This window comes from Sedimentitalea arenosa (assembly GCF_016428585.1).
GTDB lineage: Bacteria > Pseudomonadota > Alphaproteobacteria > Rhodobacterales > Rhodobacteraceae > Sedimentitalea > Sedimentitalea arenosa.
In genome coordinates, this window is record NZ_JAELVR010000011.1 from 96,980 (window position 1) to 110,730 (window position 13,751).

Sequence of the window (13,751 nt, forward strand, 5' to 3'; positions counted from 1 at the left end):
TCAGCAGTTAGAGCGCGATCCGCGCGATGGCAAACAGACCGGTGGCCGCCGCCGCGTAGGACAGGCAGATGACGCCGATGATCAGCACCTTCTGGGCCAAACCATGGACGTAGTCCTCGATCAGAACCTGTGCGCCGTCCTTGAAGTGCATGAACCCGACCACGATGGTCAGGGCGGCGACGATGGCCGGGAAGGGGCGGGCGAAATAGGCGACCACCTCGGCATGGGGCCTGCCCAGCATCGACCCGACCATGAAGACGAACAGCGGGACCAGAACCAGCAGCCCGACCGAACTGACCTTCATCGCCCAGGCGTGGGCGGTTCCGGATTTCGCCGAGCCCATGCCCTCGGCGCGTTTGCGATCCGTGAGATAATGCATTGATCGCTCCTTACTGGATGGCGAAGAGGGTGACCGCGGTCAGGATGAACGACCCGGCGATGACGGCATAGCCGAGCTTGTAGGCGGTCGGGATGTCGAGACCGACCGCGTTGTCCCAGATCAGGTGACGCACTCCGGCCAGCAGGTGATACCAGAGCGCCCAGACCGACGCCGCCATGATCAGGTCGCCGATCAGCGACGTGATCACCGCGTCCGCCAGCTCGAAATATTCCGGCGAGGTCGCCGCGGCGAGGAACCACCACACGATGAGCAGCGATCCCACCAGCAGCGCATTGCCGGTGATCCGGGTCAGGATCGACGTGATCGAGGTCAGCTGCGGGCGATAGATCGTCAGGTGCGGCGAAAGCGGGCGATTGCTCTTCGTGGCTCCGGCCATGGTCGGTCCTTCCGTCAAAAACTCTTGGTTGGTTTTATACCTTTTTTTCCGTCTGTCACCCGCGCGGGAGGGGGAGAGGCGCGGTTTTTTGGCGCGGGTGGACACAAAATTCGGCCGATTCACCATAACTGTGATCACACGCTGGCAAGCCGTGATCACAATATCGATTCCAGCGATTCGCCCAGCGGCCAACCGGCCGAGTCACTCCGGCAGGGCCGCCGATTGCTTCGTGACCTCGCGCAGCAGCTTGCGACGGATTCGCGCCGGGTAATCCCGAAAGCTCGCCGCAGTTTCCACAAAGGCGCCCTCGCCGGTGATCACGTTCTCGAAGAAATACGCGGTCAGATCCGGCTCGCTCGCCTCGATCGCGAGGGCGTTGACGGTGACCTCGGCGCGGTTCAACTGCGTATGCACCGCACCCGGCGCGACACCCTCATTGGACAGCCCGTCCCCGGACAGGTCGATCAACCGGCGCGCACAGTGATCAACCCGCTCGAAGGCCGGCAGCACGAACTGCAGCGCCTCGCCGATGGCGGTGGAATAGTTGCGCCAGGCGCGCGGCGCGGCCGCAACCTCCGCGGCGAACCGGTCAAGCGCCGCGAAACTGTCGATCCGGGTCCAGGGGAGCGTCACCTCCTGCCGCGACGAGCCGGTCCATTGCACCAGCATCACCTCGGCCCGCGCGCGCACCAGCGCTTCCGAGATCACGCCATCGCGCAGCGCCTCGGCCAATCCGTCCATCTGCAATCGATATTCCTCGGCGTCGACCGATCCCGATACATCGACCGCCAGGGCCAGCGCCAGGTCGCAGCCCCGTCCGGGCAGCGGCAGCATCAGAACGATCAGGGCGGCGAAGACCAGGCGCATGGCCCACCCTAGCAACCAGCCCCCGCCCCGCCTATCCCGTTGTCCGGGTCAGAGCGGCATCAGGGCCCAGTAATCGAGGTCCAGCAACACCTCAGAGCGGTACTTTCCATCCTCGCCACGCAGCACAAAGGGCGCATGACCCTTGGTCGCGACCAGCCGCAAGCGGATCGCGCCGACGCCCGGCGCGTCCGTTTCGGCCTTGTCCAGAACTTCCGACCAGGCGTGGATCGTGTCACCCGCAAGACACGGGTTTGCATGTGCCCCGGCATTCAGACCCACTATCATCTGCGCGTTCGCAAGACCGTTGAACGACAACGCCCGCGCCATCGAGATCACGTGCCCGCCATAGATCAGCCGCGTGCCGTCGGGCCGCGCACCGGTGTCGAAATGCACCTTGGCAGTGTTTTGCCACAGGCGTGTGGCCATCATGTGCTCGGCTTCCTCGACGGTGACACCGTCGACATGGTCGATCTGCTCACCAATCTGGTAGTCGCCCCAGCGATGCGGCTCGCCGGCCAGCGTGAAATCGTATTCGGCGAAACTCAGCCCCTTCGGGATCGCCAGCGTCGCCGGGTCGACCACCTTGGCCAGATCCGGCACCACCGGCGCGGGCGCGGGCGCGTCCAGGTCGCGTTTGCGCACCATGACCCAGCGCACGTAGTCCATCACCGTCTCGTCGTGCTGGTTCAGACCCTTGGTGCGCACATAGACCACGCCGGTCTTGCCGTTGGAGTTCTGCTTGACCCCGATCACTTCGGACACGGACCGCAGCGTGTCGCCCGGCCAGACCGGCGCCAGCCAGCGCCCCTCGGCATAGCCCAGGTTGGCCACCGCGTTCAGCGACACGTCGGGCACGGTCTTGCCAAAGACGACATGAAACGCCACCAGATCATCCAGCGGGCTGAACGGCAATCCGCACCCCTGCGCAAACTGATCCGACGAATGCAGCGCATGACGCGCGGGATAGAGCATGTGGTAAAGCGCGCGTTCGCCCATCTTGACCGTGCGCGGCACCGCGTGGGTCAGCACATCGCCCACCGCGTAGTCTTCGAAGAACCGGCCCGGGTTGGTCTTCTGGGTGGTCTGCGCAGTCATTCACTGGTCTCCAAGTTTCATGTCGGGAGTGTAGTCGGCCGCGACTTCCTTGATCACGGCCTGGCCGCAGCGCATCACGCCGCTGGCCGCGTCGAACGTCTGGGTTGGCGACCCGTAAAGGCTCCACCCGTTGGCAAGTGCCGCGCTGACCTTGTGGCAGAAGGCCGACGTGTCCTCTTCCGAGAGGAACCGGTAGAGCGTCGTCATGACGGGAAGGGCCAGTAGCCCAGCCAGATATGGATCGCCGCCACCGCCCCATACAGCACCACCGTGATCACCAGCAGGCGCACCTTGGTCGCCGTGCCGGCGGTTCCGGGCGGGGTCCAGTCCGGGTCCGCCCGATTGATCAGGATCACCTCGCCCACGGCCCAGGCCAGCAGACCGCCGAACAGCACGATCGCGGCCAGGTCGCCATTGACCAGCAGGTGCGCCAGCGCCCAGATCTTGACGGCGGTCAGCTGCGGGTGACGGATCTTGTTGGCGGGCCAGACCTTGGCCCCCTTGGCCATGCTCGACCCATAGACCCAGAAGGCCAGGATCATCAGCGTGTTGTTGACATGGGTCAGGAAGGCCGGCGGAGACCAGACGTGGACATAATCGGTCCAGCGATAGCCCAGGATCATCAGAACCAGCCCGAGGACGATCCCGACCGCGACCACGCCCTTGCCGGCGTCGCCCATCGCCGCGCGCTGCTCCGGCATCAGCCGCTTGAAGAAATGCGCCGCCGTCCACAGCGCCAGACCCAGAATCAGTAATACCCAGCCCATGTCGGACTACCCCGCTTGCAATGCTTCGATCATCTCCGCTTTTGCCAGCAATTCACGGGCCGTGGCAACGTGAAGGTTCTCGACGATCTTGCCGTCGACCACCGCGACCCCCTGCCCCTGCGCCTCGATTTCCTCGAAGGCGGCGATCTGGCGGCGGGCCAGGTCGATTTCTTCCGGCGAGGGCGCGAAGGCGGTATTGGTCACCTCCACCTGGGCCGGATGGATCAGCGACTTGCCGTCAAAGCCCATGTCGCGGCCCTGGTCGCATTCGCGCTTTAGGCCCTCGTCATCCTTGAACGCGTTGTAAACGCCGTCGATCACGATGACGTCATGCGCCTTCGCGGCCAGCAGGCACAGGCCCAACGAGGTGACCAGCGGCGCGCGGTCGGCGCGGAACCGCGTGTTCAGCTCCTTGGCGAGATCGTTGGTGCCCAGCACGAAACCGGTGATCAGCGGATGCGCCGCGATCGCGGCGGCGTTCAGCATCCCCTGCGGGGTTTCCATCATCGCCCAGATCGGCCGGTCGCCGGTGATCTCGGCCAGCGCGTCCACGTCCTCCGGGCGCCCGACCTTGGGCAGCAGGATCACGTCGGCTTCCATGTCGCGCGCGGCTTCGGCATCGGCCCGGCCCCATTCGGTGTCCAGCCCGTTGATCCGCACGATGCGCAGCCGGGGACCATAGCCGCCCTGCGCCAGCGTCTCGGCCAGCAGCGCACGGGCGTTGGCCTTTTCCTCGCCCGTCACCGCGTCCTCGAGATCGAAGATGATCGCGTCCACCGGCAGCGTCTTCGCCTTCTCCAGCGCGCGGGGCTTGGACCCCGGAATATAAAGAACGGACCGATACGGGCGGGCGCTGGATACCATGAGTCTCTCCACAGGACATAATGTTGCGCGGAAAGGGGCATTTTTGGTCGGAAAGTTCAAGCGGAAATCGCCGCATTGCAGCAATTCCGCCCATTTCTCCACCCGCCACCGGCCCTGCGAACGGACCGTTAACCATTTTTCAGCACCAGATGGAGCAGTGTTTCCTCGTCGGATCGGAGCAGGCTGGCCCGGCAACGCGGCCAGCAGACCACAGCCACCGAACCGGCGAGCGAGCAACCACTGGGCAGGTCGCCCCGCACCCCGAACGGGGTTGCCCCGGGCACGCAGGCCACAGCGAAAGGGCAAGACCCATGAACAAGGCACTGTTGAACATGACGATCGGACTGGGCGTGATGGCGCTGGCGGCGCAACAGGTCGCGGCCGAGCCGCAGACCCGGAACTGCGCCCCGCGCGACACCGTGATCGACCGGCTCGCCACCGGCTACGGCGAAACCCGCCAGAGCATCGGGCTCGGCTCCCAGGGCAGCGTGGTCGAGGTCTTCGCCTCCGACGACACCGGCTCGTGGACGATCACGGTCACCCTGCCCAACGGCCTCACCTGCCTGATCGCCTCCGGGCAGTCCTTCGAGACCCTGGCCGAGGCGCTGCCGCCCAAGGGCAACGACGCCTGATCAGGCCAGCGCGTCCCAGATCAGCTTGCTGCCGGTCAGCCCCAGCAGCACATAGGTGATCGCAAAGAACAGCGGCTCCGGCACGACCCGGTGCGCGCGCACCCCGATCCAGGTCCCCGCCAGCGCAAAGGGCGCCAGCGCCAGATCGGCCAGAGCGGTTTGCACCGTGAACATCCCGAGAAACGCGTAAGGCACGAACTTGGCGATGTTCAGAACCCAGAACACCAGCACCGTCGTGCCCTGGTACCCCGTCTTGGTCAGTCGCTGCGACAGCAAATAGACAGCCGCCGGCGGCCCGCCCGCGTGGCTCACGAAACTGGTAAAGCCGGTGACGATGCCGGACAGCATCCCGGCCCAGCCCGGCAGGCGCTGCGCGAAGGGGCGGATCAGCCCGTTGCGCTGCGCCAGTTGCCAGCCGACGAAGCCCAGCGCGATTCCCCCGATCAGCAGCCGCAACAGGTCGGCATCCGCCGCGCGATAGAACAGCGCGCCCAATGCCACCCCCGGCACGCCGCCGAGGATCAGCACCCGTGCGTCGGGCCAGCTCCACTTGCGCCAATAGGGCCTGAGCGAGGCGGCATCGATCAGCATCAGCAGCGGCAGCATGATGCCCAGCGCCTGACCCGGCTCCAGGATCAGCGCCAGAATCGTGGCCGAGGCAAAGGCCGCACCCGACCCGAACCCGCCCTTCGATATGCCCGCGAACATCACGGCCGGCGCCGCCACCGCGAAAAACGCGGCGTTCAATTCCAGCATCGCGACGCCCCTAACCCGCTTTCCGGAAAGTGCTTTAGCCGATCCGCCCCGGCCCCGCCAGCCGCGCCGCGCGATCACGCCGCATCGCCAAGCCTTGCACGAACACGGTTTACACACTACGCAACGCGCAATTTTCATCGGATCGGAGACTAAATCCAATGGCCAGACCCAAGATCGCGCTGATCGGCGCAGGTCAGATCGGCGGCACGCTCGCCCACCTCGCAGCGCTCAAGGAACTGGGCGACGTCGTCCTTTTCGACATCGCCGAGGGTACGCCCGAAGGCAAGGCGCTCGACATCGCGGAATCCGGTCCCTCCGAAGGCTTCGATGCCGCCATGTCCGGCACCCAGTCCTATGCGGACATCGCCGGGGCGGATGTCTGCATCGTCACCGCCGGCGTGCCGCGCAAGCCGGGGATGAGCCGCGACGACCTGCTGGGCATCAACCTCAAGGTCATGAAATCGGTCGGCGAAGGCATCCGCGACCACGCGCCCGACGCCTTCGTGATCTGCATCACCAACCCGCTCGACGCGATGGTCTGGGCCCTGCGCGAGTTCTCGGGCCTGCCGCATGAAAAGGTCTGCGGCATGGCCGGCGTTCTGGACAGCGCCCGCTTCCGTCACTTCCTCAGCCTCGAATTCGGCGTGTCGATGCGTGACGTCACCGCCTTCGTGCTCGGCGGACATGGCGACACGATGGTGCCGCTGGCGCGCTATTCGACCGTCGCCGGCATCCCGCTGCCCGACCTGGTCGACATGGGCTGGACCACGCAGGAAAAGCTCGACAGCATCATCCAGCGCACCCGCGACGGCGGGGCCGAGATCGTCGGCCTGCTGAAGACCGGCAGCGCGTTCTACGCCCCCGCCACCAGCGCCATCGAGATGGCCGAGGCTTACCTCAAGGATCAGAAACGCGTCCTGCCCTGCGCCGCCTATGTCGATGGCGCGCTGGGCCTCAAGGGCATGTATGTCGGCGTTCCCACCGTGATCGGCGCCGGCGGGATCGAGAAGGTCATCGACATCAAGATGACCAAGGACGAGCAGGCGATGTTCGACAACTCGGTCAAGGCCGTGAAGGGTCTCGTCGAGGCCTGCAAGGGCATCGATTCCTCGCTGGCGTAACCCGCGCCCGGCATCGCATTGTATGGGCCGGCGCAACAGCCGGCCCTTTTTGTTTCAATTCCGGACATATCCGACACGATTTCGGTCCATGCGACGCAATCCAGATTGATTTGACTAAAAATGCGCGTATGATTTTCGCGTGGAAGTAACTATCTTGCGGCGCTTGCGTCTTGGTCGGTGTTTTTGCCCAGTCCTCGCGGTGTCTGCCTGTAGTTTTTATTTAGAGGACTAGTAAATGTTCGGAAAAGTAACCGCGGCCGCCTTTGCGGCAGCACTCCTGTGTACCGGGGCAAACGCAGCATCCGTTTCGTGGTCGTCTTACAGCAGCGCGAATCTGGCGCAGGCCAAGACGGACCGTGCGGCCCTTGATGTCGACTTCCAGGTCGCCTTCGAGGATTTCGAAAGCTTCAGCCCGGTCCTGGGCAACACGGGCACGGGATCGTTCACACCGCTGAACACGGCCGTCGGCGTGTTCACGACAACGCCCGGCGCGACCTGCGGCGGGTCGTGCAACCAGCCCAATGACCAGAGCCTCGTTCGCAACGCCTCGTCTTTCGGGCGCTACAACACGACCGATTCCGGCGCCCAGTGGCTCGACAGCAATGACAACGCGGCGATCAACCTCGCCGGGTCGGCCGGATCGAACTTCGACTCGATCAGCTTCTTCCTGACCGATATCGACGATGTGGGTCTCGTCACGTTCAACATCGACGTCGATGGCCAGAACTTCGATATCGCGGCCGACATCTTCAACGGCCTGAAACAGCAGAACGGCGACCTGTTCCTCGTGCGGATCGAACTCGGCGGACCGGTGGCGTCCTCCGCCCTGTCGCTGAACATCGATACGGGTGACGGATTCGGCCTCGATGATGTGCGCCTTGGAAGCAGCACGGCCCCGGGGCCCTCGCCGGTTCCGGTCCCGGCCTCGCTGCCTCTGCTGCTCGGTGGCCTGGGCGCGATCGCCTGGGCGAAGCGTCGGCGCAAGGCGGCCTGAGCGCCCCCCGATATCGAATCACGCCGAAAGGGCCGCCGGACATCCGGCGGCCCTTTTGATTCGCACCGCCTTTCCCGGCCCGAAAAAGGCGCGGGACAGCTTTGTGATCACGCATTTTAAAGCCGTGATCACAAATGTCGCTTTTCCGCCGAAAATTCTAGCCTGCGTCAATATTTCGTTTATCGGCTATGTAAAGTGGAGCGTATACGCGCTCCAATCGCAGCAAGACGGGACAGCATTCGATGAACATCCACGAATATCAGGCCAAAGCGCTCCTGCGCAGCTACGGTGCTCCGGTTTCCGACGGACGCGTGGTTCTCCGCGCCGAGGAAGCCAAGACCGCCGCCGGAGAAATGGACGGACCCGTCTGGGTGGTCAAGGCACAGATCCACGCCGGCGGCCGCGGCAAGGGCAAGTTCAAGGAGAGCGATGCCGGCGACAAGGGCGGCGTGCGCCTGACCAAGTCGGTCGAGGAAGCCGCCGAGGAAGCCCGCAAGATGCTGGGCCGCACCCTCGTCACCCACCAGACCGGCCCCGCCGGCAAGCAAGTCAACCGCATCTATATCGAAGACGGCAGCGGCATCGAGACCGAGATGTATCTCGCCCTCTTGGTCGACCGCCAGACCAGCCGCGTCAGCTTCGTCTGCTCGACCGAGGGCGGTATGGACATCGAGGAGGTCGCCGCCAGCACCCCCGAGAAGATCCTCAGCTTCTCCGTTGATCCGGCCACCGGCTACCAGCCCTTCCACGGCCGCCGCATCGCCTTCAACCTCGGCCTGACCGGCAAGCAGGTGAAGCAATGCGTCAGCCTGATGGGCACGCTCTATCGCATGTTCATCGAGAAGGACATGGAGATGCTCGAGATCAACCCGCTGATCGTGTCGGACAGCGGCGACCTCAAGTGCCTCGACGCCAAGATGGGCTTTGACGGCAACGCGGTCTACCGCCACGCCGAAATCGCCGAACTGCGCGACACCACCGAGGAAGATCCCAAGGAGCTCGAAGCCTCCAAGTTCGACCTGAACTATATCGCACTGGACGGCGAAATCGGCTGCATGGTCAACGGCGCGGGCCTCGCCATGGCGACGATGGACATCATCAAGCTCTACGGCGCCGAGCCCGCCAACTTCCTTGACGTGGGCGGCGGCGCGACCAAGGAAAAGGTCACCGAGGCGTTCAAGATCATCACCTCGGACCCGCAGGTCAAGGGCATCCTGGTCAACATCTTCGGCGGCATCATGCGCTGCGACGTCATTGCCGAGGGCGTGGTCGCCGCGGTCAAGGAAGTCGGCCTCAAGGTCCCGCTGGTCGTCCGGCTCGAAGGCACCAATGTCGACAAGGGCAAGGAGATCATCAACACCTCCGGCCTCGACGTGATCGCCGCCGACGACCTCAAGGACGGCGCGCAGAAAATCGTGAAGGCCGTCAAAGGCTGATCCTGGGGTGGGTGCCAACCCACCTTCCCCAAAGCAATATTTCAAGGAGAACGCCAAGATGGCAGTCCTCATCGACGAAAACACCAAAGTCATCTGCCAGGGCCTGACCGGCTCGCAGGGCACCTTCCACACCGAACAGGCCATCGCCTACGGCACCAAGATGGTCGGCGGCGTGACGCCGGGCAAAGGCGGCATGGAACATATCGGCCTGCCGGTGTTCAATTCCGTGCACGAAGCCAAGCACGCCACCGAAGCCAACGCCACGGTCATCTACGTGCCGCCCCCCTTCGCGGCCGACAGCATCCTCGAGGCGATCGACGCCGAGATGGAAGTCATCGTCGCCATCACCGAAGGCATCCCGGTTCTGGACATGATGCGCGTCAAGCGCGCGCTCGAAGGCTCCAAGAGCCGCCTGATCGGCCCCAACTGCCCCGGTGTCATCACGCCCGATGCCTGCAAGATCGGCATCATGCCCGGCCACATCCACAAGCGCGGCTCCTGCGGCGTCGTCTCCCGCTCGGGCACGCTCACCTACGAGGCGGTCAAGCAGACCACCGATGTCGGCCTCGGCCAGTCCACCTGCGTGGGCATCGGCGGCGACCCGATCAAGGGCACCGAACATATCGACGTGCTGGAATGGTTCCTGGCCGATGACGAGACCCACAGCATCATCATGATCGGCGAAATCGGCGGCTCCGCCGAGGAAGAAGCCGCCCAGTTCCTCGCCGACGAGAAGAAGCGCGGCCGCTGGAAGCCGACCGCCGGCTTCATCGCCGGGCGCACCGCCCCTCCGGGCCGGCGCATGGGCCACGCGGGCGCCATCGTCGCCGGCGGCAAGGGCGGCGCCGAGGACAAGATCGAAGCGATGAAATCCGCCGGCATCGTCGTCGCGGAAAGCCCCGCCAGCCTGGGCGAGGCGGTCCTGGAAGCCATAGGATAACGCCATGGGCTTTGCGCAGTCGGTCAAGACCTGTCTCCGGAAATACGTGACCTTCTCGGGTCGGGCCTCGCGCGCCGAATACTGGTGGTTCGCGCTGTTCATGATCCTCGTCAGCCTGGTGACGGGCCTGATCGACTTCGCCCTCTTCGGTCAGGCGGTCAGCGTGACCACCGAGACCGGCACCGCCGTCGCCGCCGAAACGCAGGGGCCGTTGCAATCGATCGCGGGCCTCGCGCTGTTCCTGCCCCATCTCGCCGTCGCCTGGCGGCGGATGCATGACAGCGGGCGCAGCGGGCTCTACGCGCTGTTTCCGCTGCTGCTGATCCTCGGCGCCGGCGCGGTGCTGCTCTTCGGCATCGGCATCGCCGGCTCGTTCGAGCATGGCGGCACGATGGACCTGCTGTTCACCCGTGCGACCCTGCTGGTCTCGATCCCGGCGCTGATCCTGCTGCTGATCTCGCCGCTTCTGATGCTCTGGTGGCTGACACGGCCCAGCCAACCCGGCCCAAATGCCTATGGCCCCAACCCGCATGAGGTTCCGTCATGACCGACCAATCCCCCAACGACCAGTTCCATGCCTCGAGCTTCATGCAGGGGCACAACGCCGAGTATCTCGAACAGCTCTACGCCCAGTATGCCGGCAACCCGGACGCGGTCGATGACGCCTGGGCCGAATTCTTCCGCGCCCTCGGCGATGCCGAAAGCGACGTCCAGGCCGAGGCGCAGGGCCCCAGCTGGGCGCGCCGCGATTGGCCGCTCGTGCCCGCGGATGACCTGACCGCGGCGCTGACCGGCGAATGGCCCGACGCCGAGGCAAAGGCCGCCGGCGGCAAGATCGCCGCCAAGGCCGCCGAAAGCGGCGTCGCGCTGTCCGAAGACCAGATCAAGCGCGCCGTGCTCGACAGCATCCGCGCCCTGATGCTGATCCGGGCCTACCGGATCCGCGGCCATCTCGTCGCCGATCTCGACCCGCTGGGGATGCGCGACGAGACCCCGCATCCCGAACTCGATCCCCGCACCTACGGCTTCTCCGACGCCGACATGGACCGGCCGATCTTCATCGACAACGTGCTCGGCCTGCAGGTCGCATCGATGCGCCAGATCGTGGACATCGTGAAACGCACCTATTGCGGCACCTTCGCGCTGCAATACATGCACATTTCCAACCCCGAGGAAGCCGGCTGGCTCAAGGAGCGGATCGAGGGCTTCGGCAAGGAAATCAACTTCACCCGTGAAGGCCGCAAGGCGATCCTGAACAAGATGGTAGAGGCCGAGGGCTTCGAGAAGTTCCTGCATGTCAAGTTCATGGGGACCAAGCGCTTCGGCCTGGATGGCGGCGAAAGCCTGATCCCGGCGATGGAGCAGATCATCAAGCGCGGCGGCGCGCTCGGCGTCAAGGACATCATCATCGGCATGCCCCACCGGGGCCGCCTGTCGGTGCTGGCCAACGTGATGGCCAAGCCCTACCGCGCCATCTTCAACGAATTCCAGGGCGGCAGCTTCAAGCCCGAGGACGTCGACGGCTCGGGCGACGTGAAATACCACCTCGGCGCCTCCAGCGACCGCGAATTCGACGGCAACTCGGTACACCTGTCGCTCACCGCCAACCCCAGCCACCTCGAGGCGGTCAACCCGGTCGTGCTGGGCAAGGCCCGCGCCAAGCAGGACCAGAACAACGATTCCCAGCGCACCTCGGTGCTGCCGATCCTGCTGCATGGCGACGCGGCCTTCGCGGGCCAGGGCGTCGTGGCAGAATGTTTCGGCCTGTCGGGCCTCAAGGGCCATCGCACCGGCGGCACCATGCATATCGTGGTGAACAACCAGATCGGCTTCACCACCGCGCCCCACTTCTCGCGCTCCTCGCCCTACCCGACCGATATCGCGCTGATGGTCGAGGCGCCGATCTTCCACGTCAACGGCGACGACCCCGAGGCGGTGGTGCACGCCGCCAAGGTGGCGACCGAGTTCCGCCAGAAATTCCACAAGGACGTGGTCATCGACATCTTCTGCTATCGCCGCTTCGGTCACAACGAAGGCGACGAGCCGATGTTCACCAACCCGATCATGTACAAGCGGATCAAGACCCACAAGACGACGCTCAGCCTCTACACCGAGCGCCTCGTCAAGGACGGCCTGATCCCCGAGGGCGAGATCGAGGACATGAAGGCCGCCTTCCAGGCCCATCTGAACGAGGAGTTCGAGGCCGGCAAGGACTACAAGCCCAACAAGGCCGACTGGCTCGACGGACGCTGGTCGCACCTGAACCGCGAGGGCGAGGAATACGTCCGCGGCGAAACCGCCATCCAGCCCGAGACCATGTCCGAGATCGGCACCGCCCTGACCAGCGCGCCCGACGGGTTCCCGCTGCACCGCACGGTGGCGCGCCTGCTCGAGTCGCGCGGCGAGATGTTCAAGTCCGGCAAGGGCTTTGACTGGGCCACCGGCGAGGCGCTGGCCTTCGGCTCGCTTCTGACCGAAGGCTACCCGGTCCGACTCTCCGGGCAGGACGCGACCCGCGGCACCTTCAGCCAGCGCCACTCCGGCCTGATCAGCCAGGACACCGAGGAACGCTACTACCCGCTCAACAACATCCGCGCCGGGCAGTCCAACTACGAGGTCATCGACTCGATGCTCAGCGAATACGCCGTGCTCGGGTTCGAATACGGCTACTCGCTGGCCGAACCCAACGCGCTGGTGCTGTGGGAAGCGCAGTTCGGCGATTTCGCCAACGGCGCGCAGATCATGTTCGACCAGTTCATCAGCTCGGGCGAAAGCAAGTGGCTGCGCATGTCGGGCCTCGTCTGCCTGCTGCCGCACGGCTATGAGGGCCAGGGCCCGGAACACTCCTCCGCCCGGCTGGAACGCTTCCTGCAGATGTGCGGCCAGGACAACTGGATCGTCGCCAACTGCACGACGCCCGCGAACTATTTCCACATCCTGCGCCGCCAGATCCACCGCTCCTTCCGCAAGCCGCTGATCCTGATGACCCCGAAGTCGCTGCTGCGCCACAAGCTGGCCGTGTCGGATGCCGAGGATTTCACCACCGGGTCGAGCTTCCACCGCGTGCTCTGGGACGACGCGGAAAAGGGCCATTCCGACACCAAGCTGGTCGCCGACGACAAGATCAAACGCGTGGTGCTGTGCTCGGGCAAGGTCTATTACGACCTGCTCGAGGAACGCGACGCCCGCGGCATTGACGACATCTACCTGCTGCGGGTCGAACAGTTCTATCCGTTCCCGGCGATCTCGATGGTCAAGGAACTGGAACGCTTCAAGCAGGCCGAAATCGTCTGGTGCCAGGAAGAGCCCAAGAACCAGGGCGCCTGGACCTTCATCGAGCCCAACATCGAATGGGTGCTCGGCCGGATCAACGCCAGCCACAAACGGCCGGTCTATGTCGGCCGCGCCACCTCGGCCTCGCCCGCCACGGGCCTCGCCAGCCAACACAAAGCCCAACAAGAAGCGCTCGTGAACGACGCGCTGACGATCGAAGGAAACTGAAC

15 protein-coding genes are annotated in these 13,751 nt (G+C 65.0%); 7 read left to right on the forward strand and 8 right to left on the reverse strand.

All coding sequences use genetic code 11. The features are described 5' to 3' along the window. Positions 1-7: 7 nt before the first annotated feature. From sdhD to JF290_RS15940, 7 genes are all read right to left on the reverse strand, one after another. Positions 8-379, reverse strand: coding sequence for a succinate dehydrogenase, hydrophobic membrane anchor protein (gene sdhD / locus JF290_RS15910; RefSeq protein ID WP_199025886.1), 372 nt, complete (start codon positions 377-379; stop codon positions 8-10). Positions 380-389: 10 nt separating this feature from the next. Continuing rightward, positions 390-776 carry a succinate dehydrogenase, cytochrome b556 subunit gene (gene sdhC, locus JF290_RS15915; RefSeq protein ID WP_199025887.1) on the reverse strand — a complete coding sequence of 129 codons (387 nt, stop codon included), beginning with the start codon at positions 774-776 and terminating at the stop codon, positions 390-392. Between the two features lie 201 nt (positions 777-977). After that, positions 978-1,643 (reverse strand): DUF1194 domain-containing protein, encoded by a 666-nt coding sequence (locus tag JF290_RS15920; protein ID WP_199025888.1) that lies wholly within the window; start codon positions 1,641-1,643, stop codon positions 978-980. Positions 1,644-1,691: 48 nt separating this feature from the next. Further along, complete coding sequence (locus JF290_RS15925) at positions 1,692-2,738, reverse strand: MaoC family dehydratase (RefSeq protein WP_199025889.1); 1,047 nt, start codon at positions 2,736-2,738, stop codon at positions 1,692-1,694. Next, positions 2,739-2,945 (reverse strand): DUF1737 domain-containing protein, encoded by a 207-nt coding sequence (locus JF290_RS15930; protein WP_199025890.1) that lies wholly within the window; start codon positions 2,943-2,945, stop codon positions 2,739-2,741. Further along, on the reverse strand, positions 2,942-3,505 hold the full coding sequence (locus JF290_RS15935) for an NnrU family protein (RefSeq protein ID WP_199025891.1): 564 nt from the start codon (positions 3,503-3,505) through the stop codon (positions 2,942-2,944). The genes JF290_RS15930 and JF290_RS15935 overlap by 4 nt, the downstream gene beginning before the upstream one ends. A 6-nt stretch (positions 3,506-3,511) precedes the next feature. Next, entirely contained in the window at positions 3,512-4,369 is an 858-nt protein-coding gene (locus JF290_RS15940) for an HpcH/HpaI aldolase/citrate lyase family protein (protein WP_199025892.1), read from the reverse strand. Positions 4,370-4,680: 311 nt separating this feature from the next. Here JF290_RS15940 and JF290_RS15945 point away from each other — a divergent pair, with 311 nt between their 5' ends. Continuing rightward, positions 4,681-5,001, forward strand: a complete 321-nt coding sequence (locus JF290_RS15945) for a hypothetical protein (protein WP_199025893.1) — start codon at positions 4,681-4,683, stop codon at positions 4,999-5,001. Here the strand turns inward: JF290_RS15945 and JF290_RS15950 are convergent, their stop codons facing one another. Beyond that, positions 5,002-5,757, reverse strand: coding sequence for a sulfite exporter TauE/SafE family protein (locus JF290_RS15950; RefSeq protein ID WP_199025894.1), 756 nt, complete (start codon positions 5,755-5,757; stop codon positions 5,002-5,004). It lies immediately after the preceding gene. Between the two features lie 158 nt (positions 5,758-5,915). Between JF290_RS15950 and mdh the strand changes: the two genes are divergently transcribed. The 6 genes from mdh to JF290_RS15980 all read left to right on the forward strand — a co-directional run bounded on the left by mdh (position 5,916) and on the right by JF290_RS15980 (position 13,749). Continuing rightward, the gene (mdh, locus tag JF290_RS15955) at positions 5,916-6,878 is read left to right on the forward strand and encodes a malate dehydrogenase (protein WP_199025895.1); all 963 of its coding nucleotides are present in this window, start codon (positions 5,916-5,918) and stop codon (positions 6,876-6,878) included. 235 nt (positions 6,879-7,113) lie between these two features. Continuing rightward, on the forward strand, positions 7,114-7,872 hold the full coding sequence (locus JF290_RS15960) for a VPLPA-CTERM sorting domain-containing protein (protein WP_199025896.1): 759 nt from the start codon (positions 7,114-7,116) through the stop codon (positions 7,870-7,872). 242 nt (positions 7,873-8,114) lie between these two features. Beyond that, positions 8,115-9,308, forward strand: coding sequence for an ADP-forming succinate--CoA ligase subunit beta (gene sucC, locus JF290_RS15965; protein WP_199025897.1), 1,194 nt, complete (start codon positions 8,115-8,117; stop codon positions 9,306-9,308). 58 nt (positions 9,309-9,366) lie between these two features. Next, entirely contained in the window at positions 9,367-10,248 is an 882-nt protein-coding gene (gene sucD / locus JF290_RS15970; RefSeq protein WP_199025898.1) for a succinate--CoA ligase subunit alpha, read from the forward strand. A 4-nt stretch (positions 10,249-10,252) separates the two neighbouring features. Next, complete coding sequence (locus tag JF290_RS15975) at positions 10,253-10,795, forward strand: DUF805 domain-containing protein (RefSeq protein WP_199025899.1); 543 nt, start codon at positions 10,253-10,255, stop codon at positions 10,793-10,795. Beyond that, complete coding sequence (locus tag JF290_RS15980; protein WP_199025900.1) at positions 10,792-13,749, forward strand: 2-oxoglutarate dehydrogenase E1 component; 2,958 nt, start codon at positions 10,792-10,794, stop codon at positions 13,747-13,749. The genes JF290_RS15975 and JF290_RS15980 overlap by 4 nt, the downstream gene beginning before the upstream one ends. The last annotated feature ends 2 nt before the right edge of the window (positions 13,750-13,751 follow it).

What these genes read in the sequence shown, in the direction of transcription:
- JF290_RS15945 (WP_199025893.1), top strand. Translation starts at nt 4,681, where the DNA reads ATGAACAAGGCACTGTTGAACATGACGATCGGACTGGGCGTGATGGCG.
- sdhC (WP_199025887.1), bottom strand. Translation starts at nt 776, where the DNA reads ATGGCCGGAGCCACGAAGAGCAATCGCCCGCTTTCGCCGCACCTGACG.
- sucD (WP_199025898.1), top strand. Translation starts at nt 9,367, where the DNA reads ATGGCAGTCCTCATCGACGAAAACACCAAAGTCATCTGCCAGGGCCTG.
- JF290_RS15920 (WP_199025888.1), bottom strand. Translation starts at nt 1,643, where the DNA reads ATGCGCCTGGTCTTCGCCGCCCTGATCGTTCTGATGCTGCCGCTGCCC.
- mdh (WP_199025895.1), top strand. Translation starts at nt 5,916, where the DNA reads ATGGCCAGACCCAAGATCGCGCTGATCGGCGCAGGTCAGATCGGCGGC.
- JF290_RS15960 (WP_199025896.1), top strand. Translation starts at nt 7,114, where the DNA reads ATGTTCGGAAAAGTAACCGCGGCCGCCTTTGCGGCAGCACTCCTGTGT.
- JF290_RS15950 (WP_199025894.1), bottom strand. Translation starts at nt 5,757, where the DNA reads ATGCTGGAATTGAACGCCGCGTTTTTCGCGGTGGCGGCGCCGGCCGTG.
- JF290_RS15935 (WP_199025891.1), bottom strand. Translation starts at nt 3,505, where the DNA reads ATGGGCTGGGTATTACTGATTCTGGGTCTGGCGCTGTGGACGGCGGCG.
- sucC (WP_199025897.1), top strand. Translation starts at nt 8,115, where the DNA reads ATGAACATCCACGAATATCAGGCCAAAGCGCTCCTGCGCAGCTACGGT.
- JF290_RS15940 (WP_199025892.1), bottom strand. Translation starts at nt 4,369, where the DNA reads ATGGTATCCAGCGCCCGCCCGTATCGGTCCGTTCTTTATATTCCGGGG.
- JF290_RS15925 (WP_199025889.1), bottom strand. Translation starts at nt 2,738, where the DNA reads ATGACTGCGCAGACCACCCAGAAGACCAACCCGGGCCGGTTCTTCGAA.
- JF290_RS15975 (WP_199025899.1), top strand. Translation starts at nt 10,253, where the DNA reads ATGGGCTTTGCGCAGTCGGTCAAGACCTGTCTCCGGAAATACGTGACC.
- JF290_RS15930 (WP_199025890.1), bottom strand. Translation starts at nt 2,945, where the DNA reads ATGACGACGCTCTACCGGTTCCTCTCGGAAGAGGACACGTCGGCCTTC.
- sdhD (WP_199025886.1), bottom strand. Translation starts at nt 379, where the DNA reads ATGCATTATCTCACGGATCGCAAACGCGCCGAGGGCATGGGCTCGGCG.
- JF290_RS15980 (WP_199025900.1), top strand. Translation starts at nt 10,792, where the DNA reads ATGACCGACCAATCCCCCAACGACCAGTTCCATGCCTCGAGCTTCATG.